Here is a 25,231-nt window from a genome sequence, read left to right as displayed (position 1 = left end):
GTGAATAAATGTCAAAAAAGAAAGATAAAACTAAGAAAAATGGAATAACTGTTTTAATAGGTCTTATCGTAGTTGCTATTATAGTGATTGCTGTGGTAGCTGTTATTCAGTCGACCACAAGTTTAAGTACTCATAAACCAACAAACGCTGCAAAGAACTATGTAAAGAGTCTTTTAAAGGAGATGGATTATGATCTCGTGGTTAAAGGCGCAGAAGTAAAATATCATGGAGATCTGGATAAAGCTAAGGAACTGTATGGAAGTGAAGTAGATAATAAAAATTCCATAGAAGATTATTGCGTAGTTAATGTAAAATTAATGACAAGCACAGGAGATGAAAAGAAGTATATAGTTGATTGCATAAAATACAATGGCAAATGGAAGGCTATGGGTGTACATTCTGATTATAAAGAGTCAGAAAATAGTAGTAACAGTGCAATCGATAATCTGCCTAAAATTAATCTTGATGGAGAATCTAAATAATGAGCGTGGTTAACAATTTTTTTGGACATTTAAGAACAATAACGAAACATAGGCATATGGTTATAAAACATTGTAAGAAAGCAGGGATACTTTGGCAGGGGTTAAGACATGACTTGTCAAAATATTCACCAACAGAATTTATACCTGGAGTTAAATACTATACAGGTACAAAAAGCCCTAATGAAGGTGAACGAATTGATAAAGGGTATTCTGTCGCATGGTTACATCATAAAGGAAGAAATAAACATCATTTTGAGTATTGGATGGACTATAGCAATGTTACTCATAGAAATGATCCGGTAGAAATGCCTTATAATTATGTAGTGGAAATGTTTTGTGACAGAGTTGCTGCAAGTAAGATTTATAATGGAAGTTTATATAAGGAAACTGATCCTATAGATTACTTTAATGCAAAACATGGTCAAAGAACAATCCATCCAAAAACATCGGATGAGATTGAAAAACTTTTGAAAATGCTTGCCAGTGAAGGTGAGGATGCTACATTTGCCTACATTAGGGAGCAAATGAAAAAATTTAGAATTGAAAAGAAAAAACATATTAAATTGAAACGAAGCCTGCGAAATTATTAACATTTTTAAGTAGATAATAAATAAACATGGGCTATCAAATGCTTAACAAAGAGTAAAAAAAGAGCACCATAATGTGTATTAGATTAAATTTGTGATGCCAAGGTCAAAAGGTTTAAGCCCACATGAGCTTGATCATGAGTGGGTGAAAGACCTTTTGACCCTGCCATCAAATTATTATAAAATACACTTTTGATGCTCATTTTTATATGTATTTAATTTTCAACTTCTTTCTTAAAGATTACAAGTTTGCTTAAAACGTAATTTAAGACAATAACTACAACACTTATTGTAACTTTGCTAACCATTCCCTTTATACCGAAAATTGTTCCGTTTACACCTAATTTTACAAGGAGAGGTGTTCCAAAAACCTCAATTATACCGGTGAAAATTCTAGCGGAAATAAATTTGCCAAATTCAGCAATGACAAAAGAAGGTTTCCAGCTGTAACTTTCAAAAACCCATATTTTATTAGTGAAATATGCAAATATAACAGCAATTGTCCATGAAACAATACTTGAAAGTAATACATTTGTGTCATCGGAGAACGCTGAGAATACGAAGGTGAAAATTGAATAAGAAACCCAGCTTATAAAAGTAGTTGCAAAACCCATAATTAAGTACATAATAATTTCTTTGTACTTAATAAATAATTCCGAAAATTTTTTCATAATATTAATCTCCATATAGTATTATGTTGTTTATGTACTAATGTACTAAATACAACCTTTATAGTATAACATAGGCACAACAGCGGTTCAATAGATAGGAAAGTTGCACTGATAAAATTGTCGACTAATATCCTAACCTGCTGTATAATTGTTCTTTAGAAGTTTGAAATTTAAAGAGTATTTGAAAGAGTTAAAATAAAAAAGTAATATTAGGAAATTAGTATACAAACAAGGGTATTATTTGAAAGAAATATATTAAAAGAAAAGGAAAGAAAAATGAAATTTGATTATTTAATAGTAGGAGCAGGATTGTTTGGAGCAGTATTTGCCCATGAAGCAACTAAGGCAGGGAAGAAGTGTCTTGTAATCGACAAAAGAAACCATATTGCCGGAAATATTTATTGCGAAAAGATAGAAGATATTAATGTTCATAAATATGGTGCACATATTTTTCATACAAGTAATAAGAAAATATGGAACTATGTTAATGAGTTTGCAGAATTTAATAATTACATAAATTCTCCTGTGGCAAGATATAAAGATGAATTATATAATTTGCCATTTAATATGAACACATTCAGTAAATTGTGGAATATTGCAACACCGGCTGAAGCTAAGGCCATTATTGAAAAACAGAAAGCGGATTTGAATATTAGTGAGCCTAAGAATTTAGAGGAACAGGCATTGTCATTAGTTGGAACAGATGTATATGAAAAATTAATAAAAGGATACACTGAAAAGCAGTGGGGAAGAGATTGCAAGGATTTACCGGCATTTATTATAAAGAGACTTCCGCTTAGATTTATTTATGACAATAATTATTTTAACGACAGATATCAGGGAATCCCTATTGGTGGGTATACTGAAATTGTTGAAAAAATGTTAGAAGGAAGCCAGGTAGAACTTGGAGTAGATTACTTTGAATTTAAAAAACTACATCCTGATATTGCTGAAAAAACAATATATACAGGTATGATTGATGAATACTTTGATTTCAAATTAGGACATCTTGAATATAGAACTGTAAGATTTGAAACAGAAGTTTTAGATACTGATAATTATCAGGGGAATGCAGTTGTAAACTATACAGAAAGAGAAGTACCTTACACAAGAATTATTGAACACAAGCATTTTGAATTTGGAAATCAGCCAAAGACGGTTATTTCAAAAGAATATTCATCAGAATGGAAGCCGGGAATTGAACCATATTATCCAATTAATGATGAAACAAATGGAAAGTTATTTGAACAGTACAAAGAGTTGGCAGATAAAGAAGAAAATGTAATTTTTGGTGGAAGACTTGGAAATTACAAATATTATGATATGGATAAGGTAATAGAGGCAGCGCTTGATTGCGCAGAGAGAGAATTGGTGTAAGGAGTTTCTATGATTCAGCATACAATAACGCATACATTAGAGAAAATGGGATATCAAAATATTTCAGGAAATACTGTTACCGCAGATTGCATGTTTAGATTTAAAGATGGCGAAGCAAAATTTTGTGTCATAGTTAAAAATTGGGGATTGAATGCACTTAATTATGAAGAGGTTGTGGAATCTACAAAAGAGGTGGAAAATAAAATTCTATTGACCGGTGGAAAAAGCTTTGAAGCGTTTTATATAATTATCACCGATAGAAAAGAAAATGTAGAATGGTTTCAGCAACATGGCATGAAATTCTGGATAGCTGATTTAAATACAAAAAAGTTGTTAATCTATGAAAACCAGCCGGATGATTTTGAAGGATTAAGAAGTATTGTAGAAAGTGAACTTGAAAAGACTGACATCTCAGATGGAAAATATGAATATGACTGGAATGAGGTTAAGGTAAGAGATAATAATGGAGAAATTGTAGACATAACAGACCATTTTAGACAGAAGAAAAAGATTCCGATAATAACAATTTTATTGGTAGCGATAAATATAATTGTATTTATAATTGCTCAAATATTTGGAAACACGGAAGATGTTGATTATATGATAAAGATAGGCGCAAGCAATTATGAAGATGTGCTTATGAATGGTCAGTTTTACAGGCTTTTCACATCTATGTTTCTGCATTTTGGAGCAGAGCACTTACTTAATAATATGTTTATGTTGGCTGTTTTAGGAAATGAATTGGAAACTAAAATTGGAAAAAGACATTTTGCAGGAATTTACTTAGTAAGTGGACTTTGTGCAAGTATAGCATCTGTTGTGTATCACTATTATATAGCGGATTATGCGGTAAGCGCAGGAGCTTCAGGAGCAATATATGGTATATTTGGAGCGTTTATTGTGTTCATAATTATGAATCGTGATGATGGAAGAAAATTCAGCATAGGAAGAATAGCATTTGTTGTTTTCCTTCTTATATTTGGAAGTTTTCAGGAAACAGTGGATTTTGTAGCACATATAGGTGGATTTATAGCCGGAGCAGTGCTTGCAATAATCCTTTGCATAAATAAAAGAAAGACAGAGGTGTAAGACAATGGTAAATGATGATTGTATTTTTTGCAAATTAGCAAATGGCGTATTTGAAACAAATACACTTTATGAAGATGATGATTTTAGAGTTATTTTTGATGCCAGTCCTGCAACAAAGGGACACGTTCTTATTTTGCCAAAAGAGCATGCGGCAAACGTATTTGAACTTTCAGAAGAAACAGCTTCAAAAGTATTTGTACTCGCTAAAAAAATAGCAACTGTATTAAAAGAAGTTACAGGATGTGAAGGAGTTAATATTTTGCAGAATAATGGTGAAATTGCAGGTCAGACTGTATTCCATTTCCATATGCATATAATTCCAAGATATAAAGGCGATACAGCAAATATCAAATGGGTTCAAAATGAAGTTGACCAGGCTGTTGTCGATGAAATTATAAACAAGGCAAAAGATTTATTATAATGATGTCAGAATTAAAAGGCTTTCACCCACTTATGAGCAAACTCATGTGGGTGAAAGCCTTTTTAAATTTGGTATTTTAATTTATAAAGTAACGTCCTTGATTAACGAAATAATAGTGTCTACACCATTAGAAAGTCCGGAAACACGCATTGATTCAATGTAATCAGCACGGTTGTCATAAACTTTCTTAATTGTATCTAAAAGAACATCAGTTGTCATTGTATCTTCGTCTATTACTTCACAGAATCCCTGCTTCTCAAATGATTTTGCATTTAAAATCTGGTCGCCACGACTTGCATTTGCAGACAATGGAATTAAAACACTTGGTTTGTTAAGTGCTGCAATTTCGCAAATTGAATTTGAACCGGCACGGGATACAATAATATCTGCCATAGCAAAGAAATCTTTCATTTCATCACTTATGTATTCAAATTGTGCATAACCTTTTGTGCCTACAAGGCTTTCGTCAAGTTTACCTTTGCCGCAAAGGTGAGCAACCTGAAAATGTTCAAGTAATTGTGGTAAAGCAGCACGAATTGCATCGTTAACTTTTTTGGCACCAAGACTTCCACCTACGACTAATAAAACAGGTTTGTCAGTAGTAAATGAACACATATTAAGAGCATTAACTTTGTTTCCTTTAAACAATTCTTCTCTTAATGGAGAACCTGTAAATACTGCTTTATCTCCAAGAAATTTAGCTGTTTCAGGAAATGTGTGGCATACCTTAGTTGCGTAACGCATTGCTATTTTATTTGCTAAACCGGGAGTCATGTCGGACTCATGAATAATTGTTGGAATTTTGTAAGCACTTGCTGCCATAACAACAGGAACAGTTACAAATCCGCCTTTAGAAAATACAACGTCCGGTTTATATTTCTTAATAATTTTTCTAGCTTCAAAATATCCCTTAATTACACGGAAAGGATCAGTAAAGTTTTGCCAACTGAAATATCTTCTTAACTTACCTGAAGAAATTCCTACGTAGTTTAGACCTTCTTTTTCGACTAATTGTTTTTCCATTCCGTTATAAGACCCGATATATTTAATGTCAAAACCGGCTTCTTTTAATTTAGGAACTAATGCTATATTTGGTGTTACATGTCCTGCTGTACCACCGCCTGTAAGAATAATCTTTTTCATAATAATACATCTCCTTGCATAATATGTAATGACTCCGCCTAATGGTTGGTGGATAATCGTAGAAAACAGTTAATAAACTTTGTTAATTTTAGTTTAACAAAACTTAAATTGTTTCCTGATTTATAATCATAATTTTGGGGCCAAAATCACATTTTGACCCCATGAGTGTCGTAATATAACAACATATAATTTTATTTTTTATCTGCATTCAAGCTGTCTACATAAGCCTGAACAGTTTCGTAATCTTCTCCACCTAAAACTTTTTCTATGATAGAAGAAGCATTGGCAACAGAAGTTTCATCAATTGACAAAACAGATAGATTCTGTCCGTTCCAAGTACACTGTTTATAGCCGTCATTTAAACCACTAACACTGTATGAAACAATGTTCCAGCCATTGTAACCGGCACTTAACTGTTTCTTTAATTGAAGATTTGCTAAAGAACCTAAATCCATGTCAGTCGTAAAACTTGAACCGATTGCATTAATAATTTTATTGTAATTAGTTAAAGTTGAAACTGAAAGCATTTTATCAGTCATTGCTTTTATAACTGAAATCTGATTTTTGTTACGCTGAACATCACCACTTGCAAATGAATGACGCTCACGTGCATATGTAAGAGCTGTTGCTCCATCCATTTTCATTTTACCTTTAGTAAAAGTATATTTCTTACGTTTTGATTTATTAGTCTGCATATCTTTATCAGTGTAGTTTGCATAAGTATATGTGCTGAAACCTTCTTCAACATTAACAGTTATTCCACCTAATTCATCAATCAATTCAGAAAATCCTGTAAAGTTTAATCTGAGATAATGATATTCAGGACTGTCAGTTGTTAAAGTTTTACCATTAATCTGTATTCCGTATAAATTAGATAATGTGTTCATTAAAACCTGATAACCCGGCTTCCATGTCACTTCCTGTCCCCAACCCCATTCACTAGGACTTGTTGGTTCTGCCGGTTCACCACTTCCGTATAAACCACAGTGAGTAAGTTTATCGTATGAATTTGCAGCAATATTTTTACCTGCCTGAATTTCCACATAATAATCTCTAGGTGTTGAAATTAAAGCAACTGTATTTGTTTTAGGATTAACAATAGCTAAAATATTTGTGTCTGAACGACCATTTGAATTAGAGTCAGTTAATTCGCCAAAAGTATCACTTGCTGAAACATACACAACAAATGGGTCTTCAGAAACGGCAGCCCCTTTAGTATCAATAATTTTTGTTAAAGGTGCAACAAAATATGTACCTAAAAGACAAATAATAATAACTATAATAGAAAGTATCTTACCTATACGTCTTAAAATAGTTCCCCTTGTTGCAAATATAATTGTAATTAAGAAGAATATTCCAAGAACAACGCCAAGACCAATTGTAAGTGGCATTGTTAAAATGTTGATAGTTACCAGTTTAATCATTAAAAAGACTGAAGTAACTAATTGTAATATTGATAATATAATTCCAAATATTGTACTAACTTTATTTGGATTCTTTTTCTTTCCTGAATCTGAATAATCTGAATTAAAATCTTTACCATATACAGATTTATATTCATTTCTTGATTTGCTCATATGTACCTCCAAAATAAATGAGAAAAATCAGCCTGTAATTAAATACAAGCGTACTTGCTGTGTAATTATACTATATTGAATAAAAAAAAACAAACTAATGAAGGCGATGATGTCAATAATTAAGAAAATTTTAAAAAGTTCACAAATATGGCATTAATTGACAAACATTATAGGCTTTGATAAAATTAATAGAATTATGTACACTAATAAATAGTAGTAGTTTAAACGGACAGGAGTAGTTATGAGGGAATCAAGTGCGTTTAGAAGATGTATTATATTGTTGCTTCAGGCAATAATAATTGTAGCGCAGACTTATACGTTCTGGCATTTTTGGGACACTTATTATAGTGAAGGTTTAACAAGAATGTTCTTCTTTAAAGGACATATCGTAATTGTTTTTTTATATGCATTATTGTTTGGCGTGTTTGCAAACGTTTATGGAGCATTTCAAATAAGCAGATTAAGATTTGGGGATATGGTATTTTCTCAGATTTTATCATTCGGATTTGTTAATGTGGTAATGTATTTGCAGATTTCAATGCTTTCATTAAAGATGGTTAATGTAGCTCCTATTTTAGGAATGAGCTTTGACAATCTTTTATGTGCATTAATTTGGAGCTGCTTTGCAAAATTAGTCTACAGATGGTTATATCCACCAAGAGATTTGTTGCTTGTATATTGTGATAGAGATTCTGAGGGGTTAGTAAAGAAAATGAACTCCCGTAAAGACAAATATGACATTAAGGCATCAATTCATATAGATGAAGGCAACGAGAATGTATATAAGGCAATAAGAAAGCATGAAGCAGTATTGCTTTGTGATATACCGGCACAGAGTAGAAATGAAATATTAAAATATTGTTATGGATGCGGAAAAAGGGTATATGTAACACCTAAATTATCAGACATTATTTTAATGGGTGCCGAAACAAATAATATATTTGATTCACCATTACTTATTACCAAGAGCAAGGCTTTAAAATGGGAACAGACAGTAATCAAGAGAATTTTTGATATTGTTATTTCACTTATACTTTGTATTCCAACAATCATTTTGACAATTATTGTGGCAATCTGTGATTTGGTATACGACAGAGGTCCTGTATTTTATACTCAGGAAAGACTTACTTTGGATGGAAAGAAATTTAAGATATTTAAATTTAGAAGTATGAAAGTAGATAGTGAAAAAGACGGAGCAAGATTGGCGGCTAAGGAAGATGACAGAATTACTCCAATCGGAAGAGTACTTAGAGCTTCTCATTTAGATGAACTTCCACAGGTATTTAATATATTATTAGGAACAATGTCTATTGTAGGACCAAGACCGGAAAGACCGGAAATTGCTGAAAAGTATTTGGAAAGTATTCCTGAATTTTCATTTAGACTTAAGGTTAAAGCCGGACTTACAGGATTTGCTCAGGTTTATGGAAAATATAATACTACACCATATGATAAATTGAAATTAGATTTATATTATATAGAACATTATAGTTTTTGGCTTGATATTAAACTTATTCTTATGACATTTAAGATTATGTTTATGAAAGATAATACAGAAGGTGTTGAAAAGAATCAGAAGACAGCGACAATAACTAAAGATGTATTGAAAAAATAAAGGCAGGGTTATAACTTTGGAAAATTATTCTGTTTTAATGTCTGTTTATTATAAGGAACAGGCAGAAAACTTAAGAGAGGCCATAGACAGTATTTTAAATCAAACTGTAAAAACAAATGAATTTATTATTGTAAAAGATGGCCCTTTAACAGAAAAACTGGATAATACAATAAAAGAGTATGTGGAAGAATACCCGGGTGTATTTAAAATAGTTACTCTTAAAAAAAATATGGGACTGGCAAAGGCATTAAATAAAGGTATTGAGCAGTGCAGTAACGAAATTATTGCAAGAATGGATAGCGATGACATCAGTATGCCGGACCGAATGGAACGCCAGTTAGAAGCAATGGAAGCAAATAGAGCAGATATTCTTAGCGGAACTATTGTGGAATTTGATGAAAGCGTAGATAAGCCGACTGCCAAAAGAGAGCTTCCTGAAAAAAAAGAGCAGATTATTGAATTTGCAAAAAAAAGAAGCCCATTTAATCATCCGGCAGTTATGTATAAAAAAAGTTCAGTTTTAAAATCAGGATTGTACGAAGATTATACATATTTTGAGGATTATAATTTATGGGCAACAATGTTAAATGACGGATGCATAGGATATAATGTAAAGGAACCGGTGCTGTATATGAGAGCAGGCGAAGGAATGTACAAACGCCGTGGAGGATTAAAATATATATCCTATATATATAAATTTAAAAAGCATTTAAAAGATATTGGATTTATAACAACAGGGCAATTTATAGGTGATACGGTAGCAAGAAGTATTGTGAGTATAGTCCCATATAAAGTTAGAAAATTCATATATGCAAAACTTTTACGCAAGTAAGGTAATGAGAAAATGAACAAGAATGTATTAAGGCTTTTTTTTAAGCCCTTAACAATATTAAATAAATTTACTGCAAAGGATAGCAGGCTTATATTCTTTTATTCTAATTTAGGATTTAGGGACAATGTTAAAGCTATGTATGATTACCTCATTGAGGAAAAATTCAATATGGGCTATAAGTTTGTAGTAAGCATAAATGATTATGAAGACTATAAGGACAATGCCCCTGAGAATGTTACATTTGTAAACAATAAAGAGGGCATTAAGTATTTTATGAAGGCAAAATATGCTTTCTATTGCTTTGGCAAATATCCTATTAAGCCATCAAAAAAACAGACAGTTGTTAATTTGTGGCACGGTATGCCGTTAAAGAAGATAGGAAACATGGAGTCAGGGTTAGAAAAAATAGATTATAATTTTTTTACTGATATAGTTTCTACATCAGAATTATTTAATCCTATTTTGATGAAAAGTTTTAACTGCAATGAAAAACAGGTAATTATAACAGGACAACCTAGAAACGATGAAATGTTCAAGGAAAATCCTATCATGGATGGTGCTGTAAGAAGAGGTGCCGATAAAGTTATTTTGTGGTTGCCAACTTACAGAAATGAGGAAAAAGATTTTCCAACACCGGTGCTTACTGAAAGGCAGGCACTTGAATTAAATGAAATGCTAAAATTAAGAAATGCTAAGCTTATAGTAAAGATTCATCCCCTTCAAAAATTGTCAGGTGAGATGAAAAAATATTCATATATAGAATTTGTTACACAGGAACAGTTGAATAAATCTGAAATGACAGTTTATTCATTACTTAGAGCAGCAGACGCACTTATAACAGATTATTCATCAGTTTATTTTGATTTTATGATGTTAGACAGACCTATTGGATTTACGGTAGATGACATAGAAGAGTACAAAAAAAACAGAGGTTTTGTATTTGAAAATCCGTATGATTACATGCCAGGATATAAAATATCTAATTATGGTGATGTTCTAAGTTTTATAGAAGATGTAATAGAAGGAAATGACAGATACGCTAAAGAACGTAGAGAGTTAAATAAAAAAATAAATTTCTACAATGATGGTAAAAGCTGTGAAAGAGTTGTAGCTAAGGTATTTAGGAGACATAACTCATGAAAAAAATAAAAGATTTGTTGAGATGCATTATGCTTCTATACAAAAGAATGTTGTTTTTTATTGCAAAAATCACAACAAAAACTGATGAAAAGGCTGTGTTTTTTGAGTCATTTCAGGGAAGAAGCTTTGCCTGTAGTCCAAAAGCAATGTATTTGCAAATGCAGCAGGATGATAAATATAAAGATTTTTCATTTTTCTGGGGTTTGAGAAAAACAGACAGAGAAGATTTTAGTAATAAAAAAAATACTCAACTTGTTAAATTTGAAAGTTACTCATATTATAAGGCGTTGACAAAAGCAAAGTATTGGATAGTTAATTCAAATACAAGGTTATTTTTGAAACCGGGCAAAAAACATGTTTTCGTCCAGACATGGCATGGAACACCTCTCAAAAAAATAGGATGCGACATTACATGTACAGGAAATGCAATGACTAAATATGAAAATATTCAAAAAATTTACGATGGAGAGGCTGAAAAAATTACATATATGATTTCTCCGTCACAATACTGTACAGAAAAGTTTATTTCAGCATTTGATTTGAAGAAATTTGGAAAAGAAGATGCAGTGTTAACTGTAGGTTATCCGAGAAATGATTATTTGTTTAAATTTACTGATGATGAATGCAAAAATATAAAATTAAAACTTAATATTCCAATGGATAAAAAAGTTATTTTATATGCACCAACATTTAGAGATAACAAATATAGTGCAAAAGATGGTTTTAAAATTCAGAATTTTATGAATTTTGATAAAATGAGAGATAAATTTGGAGAAAATTGCGTTATATTATTTAGGGCTCATTATTTTATTTCGGGAAGAATTGATTTCTCAAAATATGCAGGATTTGTGTATGATGTGTCAAATGTAGAAGATGTTAATGAATTGTATGTAATCAGTGATATACTTATAACAGACTATTCTTCAGTATTTTTTGACTATGCAAATCTTAAAAGACCTATTATATTCTATATGTATGATTATGAAGAATATAAGAATGAGCTTAGGGATTTTTATATAGATGTAAATGAACTACCCGGCAGAATTGTAAGAGATGAGAATGAACTCGCAGATGCAATAGAAGGGTCATTAAACGATTTTAATGTAGATAATAAATATCTGCAATTTAATAATAAATTTAATTATCTTGATGGAAGTGATTCCAGCAGGAGAGCATTGGAAAAAATTATAAATTAAAGGAGATTAACCAATGAAAAGAGTAATTACTTATGGAACATTTGATTTGTTGCATTATGGTCATATCAATTTATTAAGAAGAGCTAAGGAATTAGGAGACTATTTAGTAGTTGTTCTTTCAACAGATGAATTTAACTGGAATGAAAAACAGAAAAAATGCTATTTTTCATATGAAGACAGAAAGAAAATGTTGGAAGCAATCAGATATGTAGACTTAGTAGTTCCAGAAGAAAATTGGGACCAGAAGAGATCTGATGTACAAAAGTATAATATTGATACTTTCGTAATGGGAGATGACTGGAAAGGCAAATTTGACTTCCTTAAGGATTTATGCGAAGTTGTTTATTTACCAAGAACACCGGACATTTCAACAACACAGATTAAAAAGGATTTAAACAAGAAATAAGGTTCAAAGGAGCAAAGTAATGGTAAGCATTATTGTTACACACAAAAAAGGATTGGCATATTTGGAAGATTGTCTTGAAAGTATTTCAGAGCAGGAATTTCAGGATTATGAGACAATCCTTGTTGTAGATGGAAATGAAGATGATCCGTCTGAAGTAATCGAAAAATACAAAGAAAGCGCAAAGATTAAATTATTCAGATTAGAAGGAAAACATGGTGTTTCCGCAGCTAGAAATTTAGGACTTGAAAAGGCAACAGGGGAATTTGTTTATTTCCTTGATGGAGATGATTATCTTGACGGCGATACAATTGGAAAATTAGTAAAATTAATGACACCTGAGGATGATGTTGCATATGGAGATATTATGTATACATGGTTCCAGAAAAAAGCTTTCAACGAAGAGCAAAAAGGTGAAAATGAAGATAACGACAGCGAAGATAAGAAACAGATATATACTTACAATGATATTTTCCAATACAGATATAACATGTACAACAGATTAAAAACAGTAACAGTACTTGGAATGCTTTACAGAAAAAGTTTCTTAGATGATAACGATATAAGATTTGACGAAAATCAGTTGTATTATGCTGACGCACCTTTCTTTACAAAGGTTATGTGTTGTGTAAAAAATTATAAATGTGATGAAAATGCAATTTATGTAAAGCGTTATCATAATGATAAAGAGGATAATCCTTCAATTAATCAGATTGTAGATGAAAATAGAGAGCAGCATTACATAGCAAGTTATAATCTCGCTATTGAATATGCAAAAGATAATGAAAAGATAAAAGCACATATGGAAGAGATAATCTGCAAATATTTTGTCAGATTTTATGCTCCAAGATTCCATTGGGATAAAGATCCTAAGTGGGATAATGAAAGACTTGTGCCATTCCAGACAGCTATTGCAAAGACAGATAAAAAATCACTTGTTACAATGCCATTTTTACATAAGGTATTGATAAGCAAGGTTAGAAAAAATAATTTAAAAGCAATGAAGCGCTGGACAAATATTATTTTGATTAAGAAAAAACTTGGAAAAATGCTTACAAATAAGAGACAGTTCTTAAGAGCTGTAAACCTTCATATTTTCTATAAAATGAGCATGAAGGAAAACTGGGTAACATTTGAAAGTTTTGTAGGAAGAAATTATTCAGGACAGCCTAAGTATGTATATCAGTATATGCAGAAAGTTTACGGTGACAAATATAAATACATTTGGATTGTAGATAAAAAAGGTATTAAGATTGATGGAAAACATACAACTGTAAAAAGATTTGGATTAAGATATTTTTACTATATGACACGTTCTAAATACTGGGTTAACAATATGAGACAGCCAACATGGCTTCCTAGAAAAGAAGGGCAGATAATGCTTGAAACATGGCATGGAACACCTTTAAAGAGACTTGTATTTGATATGGATGATGTACATGCGGCTAATCCACATTACAAAAACATTGTATATAAGCAGTCAAGAGGATGGGATTATTTATTGTCAGACAATCCATTTTCAACAGAAAAATTCCAAAGCTGCTTTAGATTTGATAAAGAAAAAATCCTTGAAGCAGGTTATCCTGCAAATGACCCTCTTTACGCAGAGGATTTAGAGGAACGCTCAAAGGCTATCAAGGAAAAACTTGGAATTCCTTTAGACAAGAAGGTACTTTTATATGCACCAACATGGCGTGATGATAATTACTATGATGCAGGTGAATATAAATTTGAACTTGCCCTCGATTTGGACAGATTAAAGAAAGAATTTTCAGACGAATATGTAGTGCTTCTTAGAATGCATTATTGGATTGTAGACCAACTCGACTTATCTAAATATCCGGGATTTGTATATAACGGAAGTGATTATGATGACATAACTGAGTTATACATGATTTCAGATATTTGTATGACAGACTATTCATCTGTATTCTTTGATTATGCGAACTTAAAGAGACCAATTCTTTATTACATGTATGATTTGGAAAAATACAGAGATGTACTCAGAGGATTCTATCTTGACGTAGAAAAAGAACTTCCGGGACCAATACTTCAGACAAACGATGAAGTTGTGGAAGCAATTAAAAATATAGATAAAGTAACAGAAGAATACAAAGACAAATACGCAGAATTTTATGACAGATTCTGTTGCATAGACGATGGACATGCAGCCGAAAGAGTCGTAAAAGCTGTATTTGGAAACTAGTTAGCCATTCAACACAAAAAACCAAAAGAACCATTATGCTTGCATAAAATGGTTCTTTTGGTTTTTTTGTGTTATGTGGCGCTTAGCCACAGTGAGATGGAGCGGAGCGGAATCGAACTGAATGGCTAACTAGTAATGCAAGGCATGTGGCGCTTAGCCACAGTGATGTTAGAGCGAAGCGGAATCGAACTGAATGGCTAACTATTTTTGTGTTATGTAGCGTATGTAATTACAAAAAATACAAGTTATGCAAAAAAAGATACAAGTTACGCAAAAAAATTTTTTGCACCGATTATTATGATAAAATATTTAATGTATTAAAATAAGACAAATATATATGCGAAAAAAGTGAAAAAATATAAAATAATAAATGGGAGATGTTTATGTATAGAATAGCAATTTGTGATGATGATAAAGAATTCATTGATTATATTAAAAAAATAATCATAGAACTGGGGATGAATTATAATAATACAGAATATTATGAATACGAGTCAGGAGAATTATTTATAAATGCATTAAAAAAAAATATAGAATATTCTTTAATTATATTAAGTGTCGAATTAAAAAACATGAAAAGTTATGACCTAGCGTTTAAAATAAGAGAAATTTACAAAGATACAATTCTTGTGTTTTGTTCTGGAATATATGAACCAAATCCAATTTCTTTTAAAACAATGCCTTTTAGATATTTACTAAAAGAATACAGCAGAGAAAAGATGGTTAAAGAAGTCAGAGAAATAATTAACTATATGAAAAAAAATGAAAAAAAAATAGAAGTACATTACAATTGTATTAAGTTTAAAATTAGTATTGATAAAATTTATTATATTTCTATTGCAAAAAGAGGAAGTGTTATACATACAAGTAAGATAGTGGAACAATTAGAAACTGATTGTTTTATATGTGACGAAAGAATGATTGACATTTATAATAGAATAAAAGAATTCGGATTTAGTTATGCACATAATAGTTATATTGTGAATTTAAAATATATTAAAATAAATGGAGCAAATGAATTGGAATTTCCAAATGGAGAAAAATTGACAATTTCGAGATCAAAAATACAAGAGTTCAGAACAAATTTTGCTAAATACTTAGAAAAATAAAATATAAAATAGTGGAAAAAGTAATGTTTAATAATTTGATTAACTTTATAATATGTTTGCAATCATAATTTCAGCATCGTCTAGTGAAATGTTTAGAAGTATAGAGTGTAAAGAGAAGCATTTTATAATTATGATTATATTGAGGTTATGTTACATATATATTTTTATGAGGCTTAGAAATTATGTTTTAAACTTAAGACGAAAAATAGATTTTCAAATATTAAAGTATTATATATTAATGTCAAATTTGAGTAATGGAATTATGGCGTCGATAATGTATGTTGAAATTGAAAAAATAGAATTAATTTTTGAGGGAATATATTTCGTTTAATGTTTTTAATAAAGATTCAATTTTAGTTCAAAATATAAATATGAAGAAGAGATAGTTAGTCGAGATATGAAAATGTAAAACAAAAAAATAAATGAAATAGCAAAAAAATAATAGGTATTTACAATAAATTACATTAGATGGGAAAAGCATGAAATTAAGACAATATTAATAGTACAAAGTTAATAAGATAGATATAAATACAAAAATTGACCTAAAAACGTAAAAATAGCCAATTATATTGATGTTTATACTTGGATAGAGTATATAAATAATAGACTAGTCAAATAAAATTAATTTGTAGGAGGTTTATTATGGATAAGATAAGAAAAGCAGTAATTTTTTGGATAGTAGTATTAGATATCATTGTTTGGGGACAAATGGGGGTGTATGCAGAAACAAAAAATTCTAATAGCAATACGATAAGAGAGTTTGTGATTAATGAATTAGAAGATTATTTAGCAGGATTAGGCTATACAAATTCCGATGAAATTGGTGTGAGTCAAAAATTTATGTTAGAAAATAGTAAGGAACAAAGTATATTTTTTGTTGCTGTGAATGGTAAAAAAATTGGAGCGGTTAATGTTTCGGAAATAGATGGCGAAAAAGTAACAGCTTTTTTGTATGGCAATTTTGACAAGTATATTCCAGACAATGAAAAAATTCTAGTAAAATCAAATGAAGATGGTTTGTCTATTGTTCATGGAGATATAGAAGAACATATATCAGGAAAAGATGCAGGAAAAACTAAAAAAAGTGAAAGTGAATATACGAATGCTAAAAAAATTAAAGTTATTGACGAAAGTGAAAATATAGAAATACAGAGTGATAAAATTGATGGTGAAGTAGATAAAGTTATTCAAACAAAAGGATATAATGCGAAAAATGTAACAGTGGGTTCTCATTATAGAACACCAAGCCAAATATCGAGTACTTCAAATAAAATATTATATTATATGAATGATGTATCGTTTAGACAAAATTATAATATAAATGGTGGAATCTGCTGGGCGGCAGCTGGAGCAAGTATTATAGATTTTAAATTGAATACGAATTTTACCACAAAAAATGTGTATAATTCCTTAAAAAATGCCTATGGAGCAACACCAATTGGAACAGATGATTGGATACAAAGGATGTGGAATTTATATGGTGTGCCTATGACATATGTTTCACATAGAGTGTCATTTAATACAATTATGCAGAAATTAGGTAGTAGAAATCCAATTATGTGTAATTTCTTTTATTCGCCAGATGGACAGTCTTTGACAGTGGGACATTCAGTTGTATTGTGTGGGTGCTATTATAGAACAGATTTAAGAAAATATTATTACGTTTATATGGATCCTAATTATGCAAATAGTGGCTTATATGTGGTAAATCATATACCAGTTTCTGTTTTAGATTATGAGGAAGGTACAGATTTTTATTATAATGACGGTAATGGATTAATATTTAACAATTGGATATCAGCATTTTATTAAACTGCAATTACTTAAAGTGTAAAATATCAATAGCATTAATAAAATATAACTAAAACTAGTGGAGGTATATTGTGAATAAAACAAAACTATTTATAATAACTATCTTGGCAATATCTGTATTGGCAATTCCTGTTGAAGCATCGACAATTAATTACAATGCTTCAGATTGTAGGAAAATTGTAATGAAAAAAGGAACAAAAGCCAAAGTTACAAATACAGGGTGGAAGAAATTTAAAATTAAAGTTTCAGATAGAAAAGTTGTGAAAGTTGTAAAAAATGGAACGATAAAGGCAATAAAAAAAGGAACAGTTAAAGTTAAATTAATAAAGGACAAAGAGGTAAAGAAAATAACAGTAGTTGTAAAGAAAAATACAGTAGATGCTAATACAAAGACTGTAAAAGCAACAGTGAATAAACAGGATGAACATATAAATACTGTAATTAATAATACTTCAGATAAATTATTACAAATTAATACAAATGGAATAATAGAAAAACTCGAGAATAATCAGTGGAAGAGTGTAGGATTAAAAGAGGCGATTGTAAGTTCATCTCCATATGTATATGTTGCTGCCGGTAAAAATTATACAATTAATAAACCCATCAATATATATAATATTGCAAGTTCTGGAACATATAGAATAACATTTAATTGCAAAATAATGGAGACAGGAGAGAAATTGCAAATATCAGAAAAATTTGAAGTAAAATAAAATTTGAATAATGCATCTAGAGAACAGGATGCAGTAATTTCCTTACAAGTCAAATTAAAATAATAGAAGATTTGTTAGAGGATTATGACAATATAATTAATTATGTAAACTAAAATACGGATGATATAAATAAGTTAAATATCATCCGTATTTTTTATTGAATTAAAAATATCCTACAATTTCTTTATTGCATTTCCAAATTCAGCCCAATATTCAGTTAATGTACCTTCCATTAAGACTTCGTCAAAACGCACATTTCCTAAAGAACGCTTGATTTCACGTTTGAAAAATTTCTGGTTATATTTTGTCACATAAGGAAGTGCATACCATACAAGTACACGGACTTCTTTCGGAATATTGTTGTTAAAATATACTTTATATTTAGTGTCAGTAAAGGAAGTAGTAAGTATTGTAACATCAGTTGTTCTATATTCGTATGATTCCAATTTCTTACGAAGATTTTCATAAAATGTCATATCGTTATAATTAGTATTTACGCATATTAAAATCTTTTCTTTATGAGCCTCTAAGCCATTGATAACAGAATACACACCGTTTCCTTCAAGTTCAGAAACAGGTTCTCTTCTAAACACTACATCCACTAAACGTTTGCAGGAATTGCCATCATCGTTATAAATACACCATTGCGACATGTCCTCATGAAGTTTAGAGTAACGTTCCAAATACTTTTCGCGAATCGGATTAACAAGTTCCGATGTACAAATATTTCCAAGAGTAATGGAAATGTCATTTATATTGGAGGACACATATCCCGGAAGTCTGCTGACAGGAACATATAAACCACGACCTGACTGATATTCTTCTAAATCCGGAACGTAGAAAAGAATAGGTTTCTTAGTTGCCAGAAAGTCAAAGAATATACTTGAATAATCAGATATTAAAACATCAACAACAGATAATAATTCATTAGTATCAATTGTAAATGGAATTAACATAGGTCTTAATTCAGGGTCATTTGCCAAAATCTTATAAAGGAAATAGTGAACACGAAGATAAATACGATAGTGCTCAGTGTCAATATTTTCGGATAATTTGGCAACGGTCTTTTTAAAATCCTCTACGTTATAATCTAAATTATTATATAAAGTGCCTTTCCATGTAGGGGCATATAAAATAATCTTTTTATCAGTGTGAATGCCTGCAGTGTTAAGTTTTCTGTGAACATCTAAAGTATTAGGATTAATGATTGCATCACTTCTCGGATGACCTAATTCAAGAATTTTTCCCTGAAACAGTCCGTCTAATTTGTAAGCACGTTTATACATAACCTCAGTCATAAACTGATTTGCAGAAACTAAATAGTCTGCAAGAAGAAAATTACGTGCAGGACCTCGGGCATTTTCCACTCTTTCAGCAGTATGCTCGTATCCCATATATTTTGTAGGAACACCATGCCATGTATTAATATAAACCTGGCTGTTTCGCTTTTCAAAATAATATCCAAAAGTTGAGTTATTTATTAAATACTTGCTTGTTGCCAAATATTTGTAATAATCCTCAGATTCACGCTTTACAATAATAACGTTATCTAAAGATGAAAATTCAGAAATATTATCTGCGGCAAGTTCCGGATTTTCAACAGACCATATATGAGTGTATGATTTAAAATCCTCCTGATTTAACAAATATTTAAAAATAGCTCTCGGGTTGTCCAAAATTCCTAGCCCGGCAAATGCTTCATAAAAAATAAATTTGTCATTAACCGGCATAGAAAGAAATTTGTTATAAAGTAACTTGCCCTTATCTTTTTCGGATATACGAAAAGGCTGAACAATTTTTTTTACTGTACGTTTTAATTTATACTTAAAACCTTGCGGAGCATTAGCAGTATATTTCATATGGCGATTCCTTTCTTAAAATTATAAATAATGTTTTTGATAGAGATTAATTATTCATTAATAATATCTTCAAATTGTTTGATTGTAATATTATTATAATCGGCGTATTCAAATTCGCAAGTAGGAACTTCATTATTTATAAAAGCAATTAATCCGTTGTAAATATCATCAACAGAATTGCCAATTACAAGTTGTCCGTTGTCAAATAATGAAGAAGCTGCGGAACTGAAATTTGACATAATTATTGGAAGTTTTAACAAACGTGCTTCCAACAAGGAAACAGGTTGACCTTCATGAAGTGATGGAAGAATGAAACAACTACATTCCTTCATAAGCATAAATGGATTATCCAAATTTCCTGTTAAAATAACTTTGCCGTCCAGATTTAAACTATGAACGAGACCTTTAAGTTCACCCATAAGGGCACCATCGCCAATAATATACAATCTTAAATTCTTATTTGCATCATAAGCTTTTGCAAATGCCTTTATTAATGCAGCCTGATTTTTCTCAGGTGAAAGACGGCCCATGTTTACAAATGAAATTAGGTCTTTATTTAATAAATCAGGAAAACCTGCTTCATCTGCAGATTCGGCTGTATAGGATTCTTTAGAACCGTTTATTACACGTTCAAAATTAGCAGCATTTCTTACAAAGCAACATTTATCCTTTAACTCATTATATCCGATTTTTTCTAAATTAACTTTCATCGTTGCCTCTGAACAGCCTACAATTTTGTCATAAAACTGATAAGTTGAAAAAACAACCCTAAGTTCTCTGCTGTGAGGTTTTTTGTGATTAACGATTTTATTCTTATCTGTTAATAAATCATTGTGTTGCCAAATAAGCTTCTTAGCATTTTTTGCACTTAAAAGCAAAATTGAATAAAATGAACCATATCCTGAGTAATCAATTACTGCGTCGAAATCACTTGTGCCAAAACAACGAATAAATTCTCTGTCATACATTGCTTTTGGGTAAATTTTCTTCATTAAAGGAAAATTAAATCCAAAAACTCTTAAAAAGTCATTTCGAATCTGCTCGCCAAATGTGGCGGGAGTATATGATACTCTGGCAAAAATTCTGGCTTTATCATTAAATGTACAAATCATATCCTTACTGTCAGCAAATTTTAAATTGCCGGCATAAACTGTTACGTCATATTTATCATAATCGATGAAATCAAGCATTGTTCTAAGAGCAGTGGAAATTCCGTTCATGCGAAGTCCGCCGCCAAAGAATAATAATTTCTTCTTTGTATTTTCACATTTAATAATGCGGTATGGATTACCATTTGAATCAGAAGTATTTCCTCTAAAAACAATGTCAACAATTCTTGAAGAAACATTGCCATCATCGTATGGACATGCAAAATTCTTGGCTTGTGAATAACTATCTTTATATTTATTAATAACTTCACCCAAATTGTTAATAGAATTTCCAATTTCCTTAACAGATGTTAATGCAGGTCCGGGAAGCTTGTCAGGTTCCATGTATAAACCACGATAATTTTTATATTCTTCTAAGTCAGGAATGTAAAATAACACTGGTTTGTCGCTTGCTAAAAAATCAAAAAATATACTTGAATAATCTGATATTAAAATATCAGTAATAGACAAAAGTTCGTTTGTGTCAATAAAAGCAGGAATTAAGGAATTGCTAAACATACCTGATTTTACCAACTCTTTATATACAACCTGGTGCGGCTTAAGAAGAATCTGATATTTGTCCGTATCTATATATTCTTCCAATTCTCTTTTAAAATTATAATAGTCATCAGGATTTACTTCAGGCTTATTATAATCGGCACCTTTCCATGTAGGTGCATATAAAATAACCTGCTTATCTTTTTCAAGTTCTATTCCATATTTAAGAAGAATTGACTTTATTTCTTCTTTAGGACAATTTAAAAGACGGTCATTTCTTGGATAACCTTCCTCGATAATACTTCCGTTGTAAAGCCCGCGTAATTTGTATTTATCTAAATAAACTTCTGTTAAAAATGGATTCGCAGAAATCATATAGTCAGCAGAAAGCATATTTCTAAGAACATTTGAAATAGTGGCTGCTGAACCCGGAATATCGTATCCTAAGCTTTTTATAGGAGTGCCGTGCCATGTGTTGACAAAAATTTGTCCGGGCTTTTTGCAATAATAAAAAGGCAGAGATACATTTGAAATAATATAATGTGCAGTCGCTAAATATTTCAAATGGTCATTACTATGCCTTCTTATGACATAAATATTATCGTGGTCAGCAAACTGTTCCATAACAGGTTCGTTTCCTACACGGTCATCAACAACCCATACATGAGTGTATTTGTCAAATTCAGAATTTGAAAGTAATTCTCTGAAAATTGCATAAGGATTGCAAAGCATTCCACGGCTAAAATATGAGTCGTATAAAATAATATTGTCTTCGATATCGTAATCTTTATAATAATGCGCGTATTTGCTACGTCTTGCAGTTTCTTTGAAATTGCCTAATTTTGTCTTAATTTTACTTAGCATATAAACCTCCTAATGCTATATACATATAGGAAGATTATAGTATACACAACTGTATTTTTCAAATAAGAAAGAGTTAATTTTAAATGTGGCAATTGTCTGGCAGATGGCATAAATCCTTTGACGAAAAAGAAAGAACCATTATAATGTAACGTAGAGTTTAGAGGAGGTAGTTATGAAAGAGAAAACATTAAAAAGCATAAGCAAGTTGCTTGTTGCAGTTATGATAGCCACTATCGCATTACCATCAGGTGCTTTTGCAGGTCATGGAAACTATAAACAGGATAAAGTCATGGCAGCAGAAGTAAGCATAGCTGATAGTGAACAGGAAACAACAAAAGAAAACACAGAGACAACAAAGCCGGCTGAAGAAACGAGCACGGATGAAAGTAGTACTAAGGAAACAGGAACTGATGAAACATCTACAACAGAAGAGTCATCAACAACTGAAACAACAACACAGGCACCGACAACAGAAGTGCCAACAACAGAAGCTCCTACAAGTAACCCTGATTTCGTAATTGAAAACGGAGTCCTTACAGGGTACAAAAAGGCAGCAACAGATACAACAAATAAAGAAATTGTAATTCCTGCAAGTGTTACAAAGATTAATGCAAATGTATTTTATCAGTATAAATATATTGAAAAGGTAACATTTGAACAGGGCTCATTACTTCAGGAAATTGGAGAAAATGCTTTTAAAGAATGTACAGCATTAAAGACAATTGAATTACCTGAAGGATTGCAGATTATTGGAATTGAAGCATACAGAGGATGCAGTGCCGTTACGGAAATTAAATTACCGACAACAATAAAGTATATTTATAAGAGAGCTTTTTATGGAATTAAAAAAGTAAAAGAATTAACTTTGCCTGAGGGCTTGCAGAAAATAAATTATCATGCATTTTACAAAATGACAGGGCTTACAAGTCTTACAATTCCAAGCACGGTAACAAGTACATATGAAATAATCGGCAAAGGGGCAAATGTTACAACAGTTACATTTGCTAATGGAATGACAAAAGTTCCAAACAGAGTTTTACTTAATGCAAATTCAGTAAAAAAAGTTATATTACCGGAAACACTTACTTCAATAGGATATCAGGCATTTAGCGGATGTACTCAATTATCAACAATAAAGATGGTTCAAACAATTAAGAAAATTGGAGAAAGTGCATTTAAGAATTGTACATCACTAAAAAAGCTTACATTATATAAAACAGTTAAGACAATAGGTGCAAATGCTTTTGCAGGAGCAACAAATTTAACTCTTAAGGTATATTCAAATTCAGCAGGAAAAAAATATGCAAGAGTTAACAATATACCTTGGGAATATACAGATTCTGAAAAAGAAAGAATGGCTGAGGATTTAAGAGTATACGATATGCTTGTAAATAGTGGAATTCAGTCAGTAAAGGATAAATACATATTATTATCTCTTAAAAATTATGTACCACAGGGAACCTGTGTTATTGGAAAATACATTGTAGTTTCAATGTATCACAAGAATTTGACAGCAAAATCAATACTTTTGATATATAATAAACGGGGTAATTTCGTAAAGAAACTTAAATTGACAATAAAAGATCACGTAGGTTCAGTAACAAATGTAAAGAAAAATTTAGTAGTAGGTATAAATAACCTTCCGGGTGCAGTAGATAAAGTAGGTATAATTACATATAAAAAACTTTTGAAAGCTAAAAATGGAAAGACAATAAAATTTAGCTATAGAGTAACTCTTAGAGGATGCGCAGACTTTGCAGCATTTGACGGAACTCATTTCTGGGCAGGAAGAAGTGCAAACAGTAATTCGTGCCTTATGTATGGATATAGAGTTAAGCGAAATAAAAAGACAAAACGATTAACATTTACAAATCAATATAACCTTTATGTTCCTGCAAATACACAGGGATTGGTTGTAAATAAGATTTCTGCTACAGAAAGAAAGTTTACATTGTCCCAGTCATACGGAAGAATAGCAGATTCATATTTAATGGTTTATGAACCGGTAAATATTGTGACAGCATCCGCACTTGATACACCTGTAAAAACAGTTGTGCTTCCATCAATGATGGAAGGAATTTGTGTAAGCGGAAAGAAGACATATATGGTATTCGAATCTGCAGCAGGTAAATATTGTTCAAATCAGGACAATACGTCAGAAATTCAGATTGATAAAGTAAAAGTAATTAAGACATGGAAATTGCTTGCACTTAACTAATTAAAAAATATCTATGACAGATGCATTGAAAAATGTAGAATAACAAAAATTCCCACAGATTAATTCTTAATTGTGAGGGTTTGTAATATTAACTAAATAACGCTCGCGCTGAATTCAAAAAAATTATCTCAGATAAAAAGCTTTGGCTGGTAAAACTGGAAAATTTCCCAGATATACATATTCACAATATGCTGATTTTAATGCACTACTTTCTAAACAAATTTTGTTACGAAAGTGGTGCATTTTTATGTGTGTAACAAAAGTGGCAACT

The 25,231-nt window shown here is 30.9% G+C and carries 20 protein-coding genes; 15 read left to right on the top strand and 5 right to left on the bottom strand.

The window, feature by feature from the left end; genetic code table 11:
• Window positions 1–8 precede the first annotated feature (8 nt).
• Both ABMA45_RS04830 and ABMA45_RS04825 read left to right on the top strand, forming a co-directional pair.
• Window positions 9–482 (top strand): hypothetical protein, encoded by a 474-nt coding sequence (locus ABMA45_RS04830; protein ID WP_022088758.1) that lies wholly within the window; start codon window positions 9–11, stop codon window positions 480–482.
• A complete protein-coding gene (locus tag ABMA45_RS04825; protein WP_022088757.1) occupies window positions 482–1,072 on the top strand; it encodes a DUF5662 family protein in 591 nt (196 codons plus the stop codon). The genes ABMA45_RS04830 and ABMA45_RS04825 overlap by 1 nt, the downstream gene beginning before the upstream one ends.
• Window positions 1,073–1,284: 212 nt before the next feature.
• Here the strand turns inward: ABMA45_RS04825 and ABMA45_RS04820 are convergent, their stop codons facing one another.
• Entirely contained in the window at window positions 1,285–1,740 is a 456-nt protein-coding gene (locus ABMA45_RS04820; protein ID WP_022088756.1) for a GtrA family protein, read from the bottom strand.
• A 276-nt stretch (window positions 1,741–2,016) separates the two neighbouring features.
• Here ABMA45_RS04820 and glf point away from each other — a divergent pair, with 276 nt between their 5' ends.
• Genes glf through ABMA45_RS04805 form a run of 3 tightly spaced genes read left to right on the top strand, consistent with a single transcriptional unit; the run spans window position 2,017 to window position 4,627 of the window.
• Entirely contained in the window at window positions 2,017–3,117 is a 1,101-nt protein-coding gene (glf, locus tag ABMA45_RS04815; protein ID WP_022088755.1) for a UDP-galactopyranose mutase, read from the top strand.
• Between the two features lie 9 nt (window positions 3,118–3,126).
• Window positions 3,127–4,206: a rhomboid family intramembrane serine protease gene (locus tag ABMA45_RS04810; RefSeq protein WP_022088754.1), complete on the top strand. Its 1,080-nt coding sequence runs from the start codon at window positions 3,127–3,129 to the stop codon at window positions 4,204–4,206.
• A gap of 4 nt (window positions 4,207–4,210) precedes the next feature.
• The gene (locus ABMA45_RS04805) at window positions 4,211–4,627 is read left to right on the top strand and encodes an HIT family protein (protein WP_022088753.1); all 417 of its coding nucleotides are present in this window, start codon (window positions 4,211–4,213) and stop codon (window positions 4,625–4,627) included.
• 81 nt (window positions 4,628–4,708) lie between these two features.
• Here ABMA45_RS04805 and ABMA45_RS04800 read toward each other — a convergent pair whose 3' ends face one another.
• Both ABMA45_RS04800 and ABMA45_RS04795 read right to left on the bottom strand, forming a co-directional pair.
• The gene (locus ABMA45_RS04800; protein WP_022088752.1) at window positions 4,709–5,770 is read right to left on the bottom strand and encodes an undecaprenyldiphospho-muramoylpentapeptide beta-N-acetylglucosaminyltransferase; all 1,062 of its coding nucleotides are present in this window, start codon (window positions 5,768–5,770) and stop codon (window positions 4,709–4,711) included.
• Window positions 5,771–5,961: 191 nt separating this feature from the next.
• A complete protein-coding gene (locus tag ABMA45_RS04795) occupies window positions 5,962–7,347 on the bottom strand; it encodes an LCP family protein (protein ID WP_022088751.1) in 1,386 nt (461 codons plus the stop codon).
• Between the two features lie 241 nt (window positions 7,348–7,588).
• Here ABMA45_RS04795 and ABMA45_RS04790 point away from each other — a divergent pair, with 241 nt between their 5' ends.
• The 9 genes from ABMA45_RS04790 (at window position 7,589) to ABMA45_RS04750 (ending at window position 18,373) form a co-directional block, all read left to right on the top strand.
• The gene (locus ABMA45_RS04790; protein WP_022088750.1) at window positions 7,589–8,962 is read left to right on the top strand and encodes an exopolysaccharide biosynthesis polyprenyl glycosylphosphotransferase; all 1,374 of its coding nucleotides are present in this window, start codon (window positions 7,589–7,591) and stop codon (window positions 8,960–8,962) included.
• A 16-nt stretch (window positions 8,963–8,978) separates the two neighbouring features.
• Window positions 8,979–9,794, top strand: a complete 816-nt coding sequence (locus ABMA45_RS04785) for a glycosyltransferase (protein WP_022088749.1) — start codon at window positions 8,979–8,981, stop codon at window positions 9,792–9,794.
• Window positions 9,795–9,806: 12 nt separating this feature from the next.
• Window positions 9,807–10,934 carry a CDP-glycerol glycerophosphotransferase family protein gene (locus ABMA45_RS04780; protein ID WP_022088748.1) on the top strand — a complete coding sequence of 376 codons (1,128 nt, stop codon included), beginning with the start codon at window positions 9,807–9,809 and terminating at the stop codon, window positions 10,932–10,934.
• Window positions 10,931–12,130 (top strand): CDP-glycerol glycerophosphotransferase family protein, encoded by a 1,200-nt coding sequence (locus ABMA45_RS04775; protein ID WP_022088747.1) that lies wholly within the window; start codon window positions 10,931–10,933, stop codon window positions 12,128–12,130. The genes ABMA45_RS04780 and ABMA45_RS04775 overlap by 4 nt, the downstream gene beginning before the upstream one ends.
• A 13-nt stretch (window positions 12,131–12,143) precedes the next feature.
• Window positions 12,144–12,536, top strand: coding sequence for a glycerol-3-phosphate cytidylyltransferase (gene tagD / locus ABMA45_RS04770; RefSeq protein ID WP_022088746.1), 393 nt, complete (start codon window positions 12,144–12,146; stop codon window positions 12,534–12,536).
• Window positions 12,537–12,555: 19 nt separating this feature from the next.
• Window positions 12,556–14,739 (top strand): bifunctional glycosyltransferase/CDP-glycerol:glycerophosphate glycerophosphotransferase, encoded by a 2,184-nt coding sequence (locus ABMA45_RS04765; RefSeq protein ID WP_022088745.1) that lies wholly within the window; start codon window positions 12,556–12,558, stop codon window positions 14,737–14,739.
• Window positions 14,740–15,122: 383 nt separating this feature from the next.
• Entirely contained in the window at window positions 15,123–15,848 is a 726-nt protein-coding gene (locus ABMA45_RS04760) for a LytR/AlgR family response regulator transcription factor (RefSeq protein ID WP_022088744.1), read from the top strand.
• A gap of 642 nt (window positions 15,849–16,490) precedes the next feature.
• Window positions 16,491–17,660, top strand: a complete 1,170-nt coding sequence (locus tag ABMA45_RS04755; RefSeq protein ID WP_022088742.1) for a papain-like cysteine protease family protein — start codon at window positions 16,491–16,493, stop codon at window positions 17,658–17,660.
• A gap of 71 nt (window positions 17,661–17,731) precedes the next feature.
• Window positions 17,732–18,373 carry an immunoglobulin-like domain-containing protein gene (locus ABMA45_RS04750; RefSeq protein WP_022088741.1) on the top strand — a complete coding sequence of 214 codons (642 nt, stop codon included), beginning with the start codon at window positions 17,732–17,734 and terminating at the stop codon, window positions 18,371–18,373.
• Window positions 18,374–18,546: 173 nt separating this feature from the next.
• Here ABMA45_RS04750 and ABMA45_RS04745 read toward each other — a convergent pair whose 3' ends face one another.
• Together ABMA45_RS04745 and ABMA45_RS04740 are read right to left on the bottom strand one after the other, a co-directional pair.
• Complete coding sequence (locus tag ABMA45_RS04745) at window positions 18,547–20,232, bottom strand: CDP-glycerol glycerophosphotransferase family protein (protein WP_022088740.1); 1,686 nt, start codon at window positions 20,230–20,232, stop codon at window positions 18,547–18,549.
• A gap of 50 nt (window positions 20,233–20,282) precedes the next feature.
• Complete coding sequence (locus ABMA45_RS04740) at window positions 20,283–22,742, bottom strand: glycosyltransferase (RefSeq protein ID WP_022088739.1); 2,460 nt, start codon at window positions 22,740–22,742, stop codon at window positions 20,283–20,285.
• Between the two features lie 172 nt (window positions 22,743–22,914).
• Between ABMA45_RS04740 and ABMA45_RS04735 the strand changes: the two genes are divergently transcribed.
• The gene (locus ABMA45_RS04735; protein WP_022088738.1) at window positions 22,915–24,960 is read left to right on the top strand and encodes a leucine-rich repeat domain-containing protein; all 2,046 of its coding nucleotides are present in this window, start codon (window positions 22,915–22,917) and stop codon (window positions 24,958–24,960) included.
• The last annotated feature ends 271 nt before the right edge of the window (window positions 24,961–25,231 follow it).

The organism is Eubacterium sp. CAG:156, from assembly GCF_000434315.1.
GTDB classification, from domain to species: domain Bacteria; phylum Bacillota; class Clostridia; order Lachnospirales; family Lachnospiraceae; genus Eubacterium_U; species Eubacterium_U album.
Note: the sequence above shows the minus strand (reverse complement) of the source record. Positions and strands in the feature narration are given on the sequence as shown.

Bases quoted from the DNA above. Each gene is read 5' to 3' on its own strand.
- tagD (WP_022088746.1), top strand. From the start codon at position 12,144: ATGAAAAGAGTAATTACTTATGGAACATTTGATTTGTTGCATTATGGT.
- ABMA45_RS04740 (WP_022088739.1), bottom strand. From the start codon at position 22,742: ATGCTAAGTAAAATTAAGACAAAATTAGGCAATTTCAAAGAAACTGCA.
- ABMA45_RS04755 (WP_022088742.1), top strand. From the start codon at position 16,491: ATGGATAAGATAAGAAAAGCAGTAATTTTTTGGATAGTAGTATTAGAT.
- ABMA45_RS04765 (WP_022088745.1), top strand. From the start codon at position 12,556: ATGGTAAGCATTATTGTTACACACAAAAAAGGATTGGCATATTTGGAA.
- glf (WP_022088755.1), top strand. From the start codon at position 2,017: ATGAAATTTGATTATTTAATAGTAGGAGCAGGATTGTTTGGAGCAGTA.
- ABMA45_RS04830 (WP_022088758.1), top strand. From the start codon at position 9: ATGTCAAAAAAGAAAGATAAAACTAAGAAAAATGGAATAACTGTTTTA.
- ABMA45_RS04745 (WP_022088740.1), bottom strand. From the start codon at position 20,232: ATGAAATATACTGCTAATGCTCCGCAAGGTTTTAAGTATAAATTAAAA.
- ABMA45_RS04780 (WP_022088748.1), top strand. From the start codon at position 9,807: ATGAACAAGAATGTATTAAGGCTTTTTTTTAAGCCCTTAACAATATTA.
- ABMA45_RS04825 (WP_022088757.1), top strand. From the start codon at position 482: ATGAGCGTGGTTAACAATTTTTTTGGACATTTAAGAACAATAACGAAA.
- ABMA45_RS04790 (WP_022088750.1), top strand. From the start codon at position 7,589: ATGAGGGAATCAAGTGCGTTTAGAAGATGTATTATATTGTTGCTTCAG.
- ABMA45_RS04800 (WP_022088752.1), bottom strand. From the start codon at position 5,770: ATGAAAAAGATTATTCTTACAGGCGGTGGTACAGCAGGACATGTAACA.
- ABMA45_RS04795 (WP_022088751.1), bottom strand. From the start codon at position 7,347: ATGAGCAAATCAAGAAATGAATATAAATCTGTATATGGTAAAGATTTT.
- ABMA45_RS04775 (WP_022088747.1), top strand. From the start codon at position 10,931: ATGAAAAAAATAAAAGATTTGTTGAGATGCATTATGCTTCTATACAAA.
- ABMA45_RS04820 (WP_022088756.1), bottom strand. From the start codon at position 1,740: ATGAAAAAATTTTCGGAATTATTTATTAAGTACAAAGAAATTATTATG.
- ABMA45_RS04805 (WP_022088753.1), top strand. From the start codon at position 4,211: ATGGTAAATGATGATTGTATTTTTTGCAAATTAGCAAATGGCGTATTT.
- ABMA45_RS04735 (WP_022088738.1), top strand. From the start codon at position 22,915: ATGAAAGAGAAAACATTAAAAAGCATAAGCAAGTTGCTTGTTGCAGTT.
- ABMA45_RS04810 (WP_022088754.1), top strand. From the start codon at position 3,127: ATGATTCAGCATACAATAACGCATACATTAGAGAAAATGGGATATCAA.
- ABMA45_RS04760 (WP_022088744.1), top strand. From the start codon at position 15,123: ATGTATAGAATAGCAATTTGTGATGATGATAAAGAATTCATTGATTAT.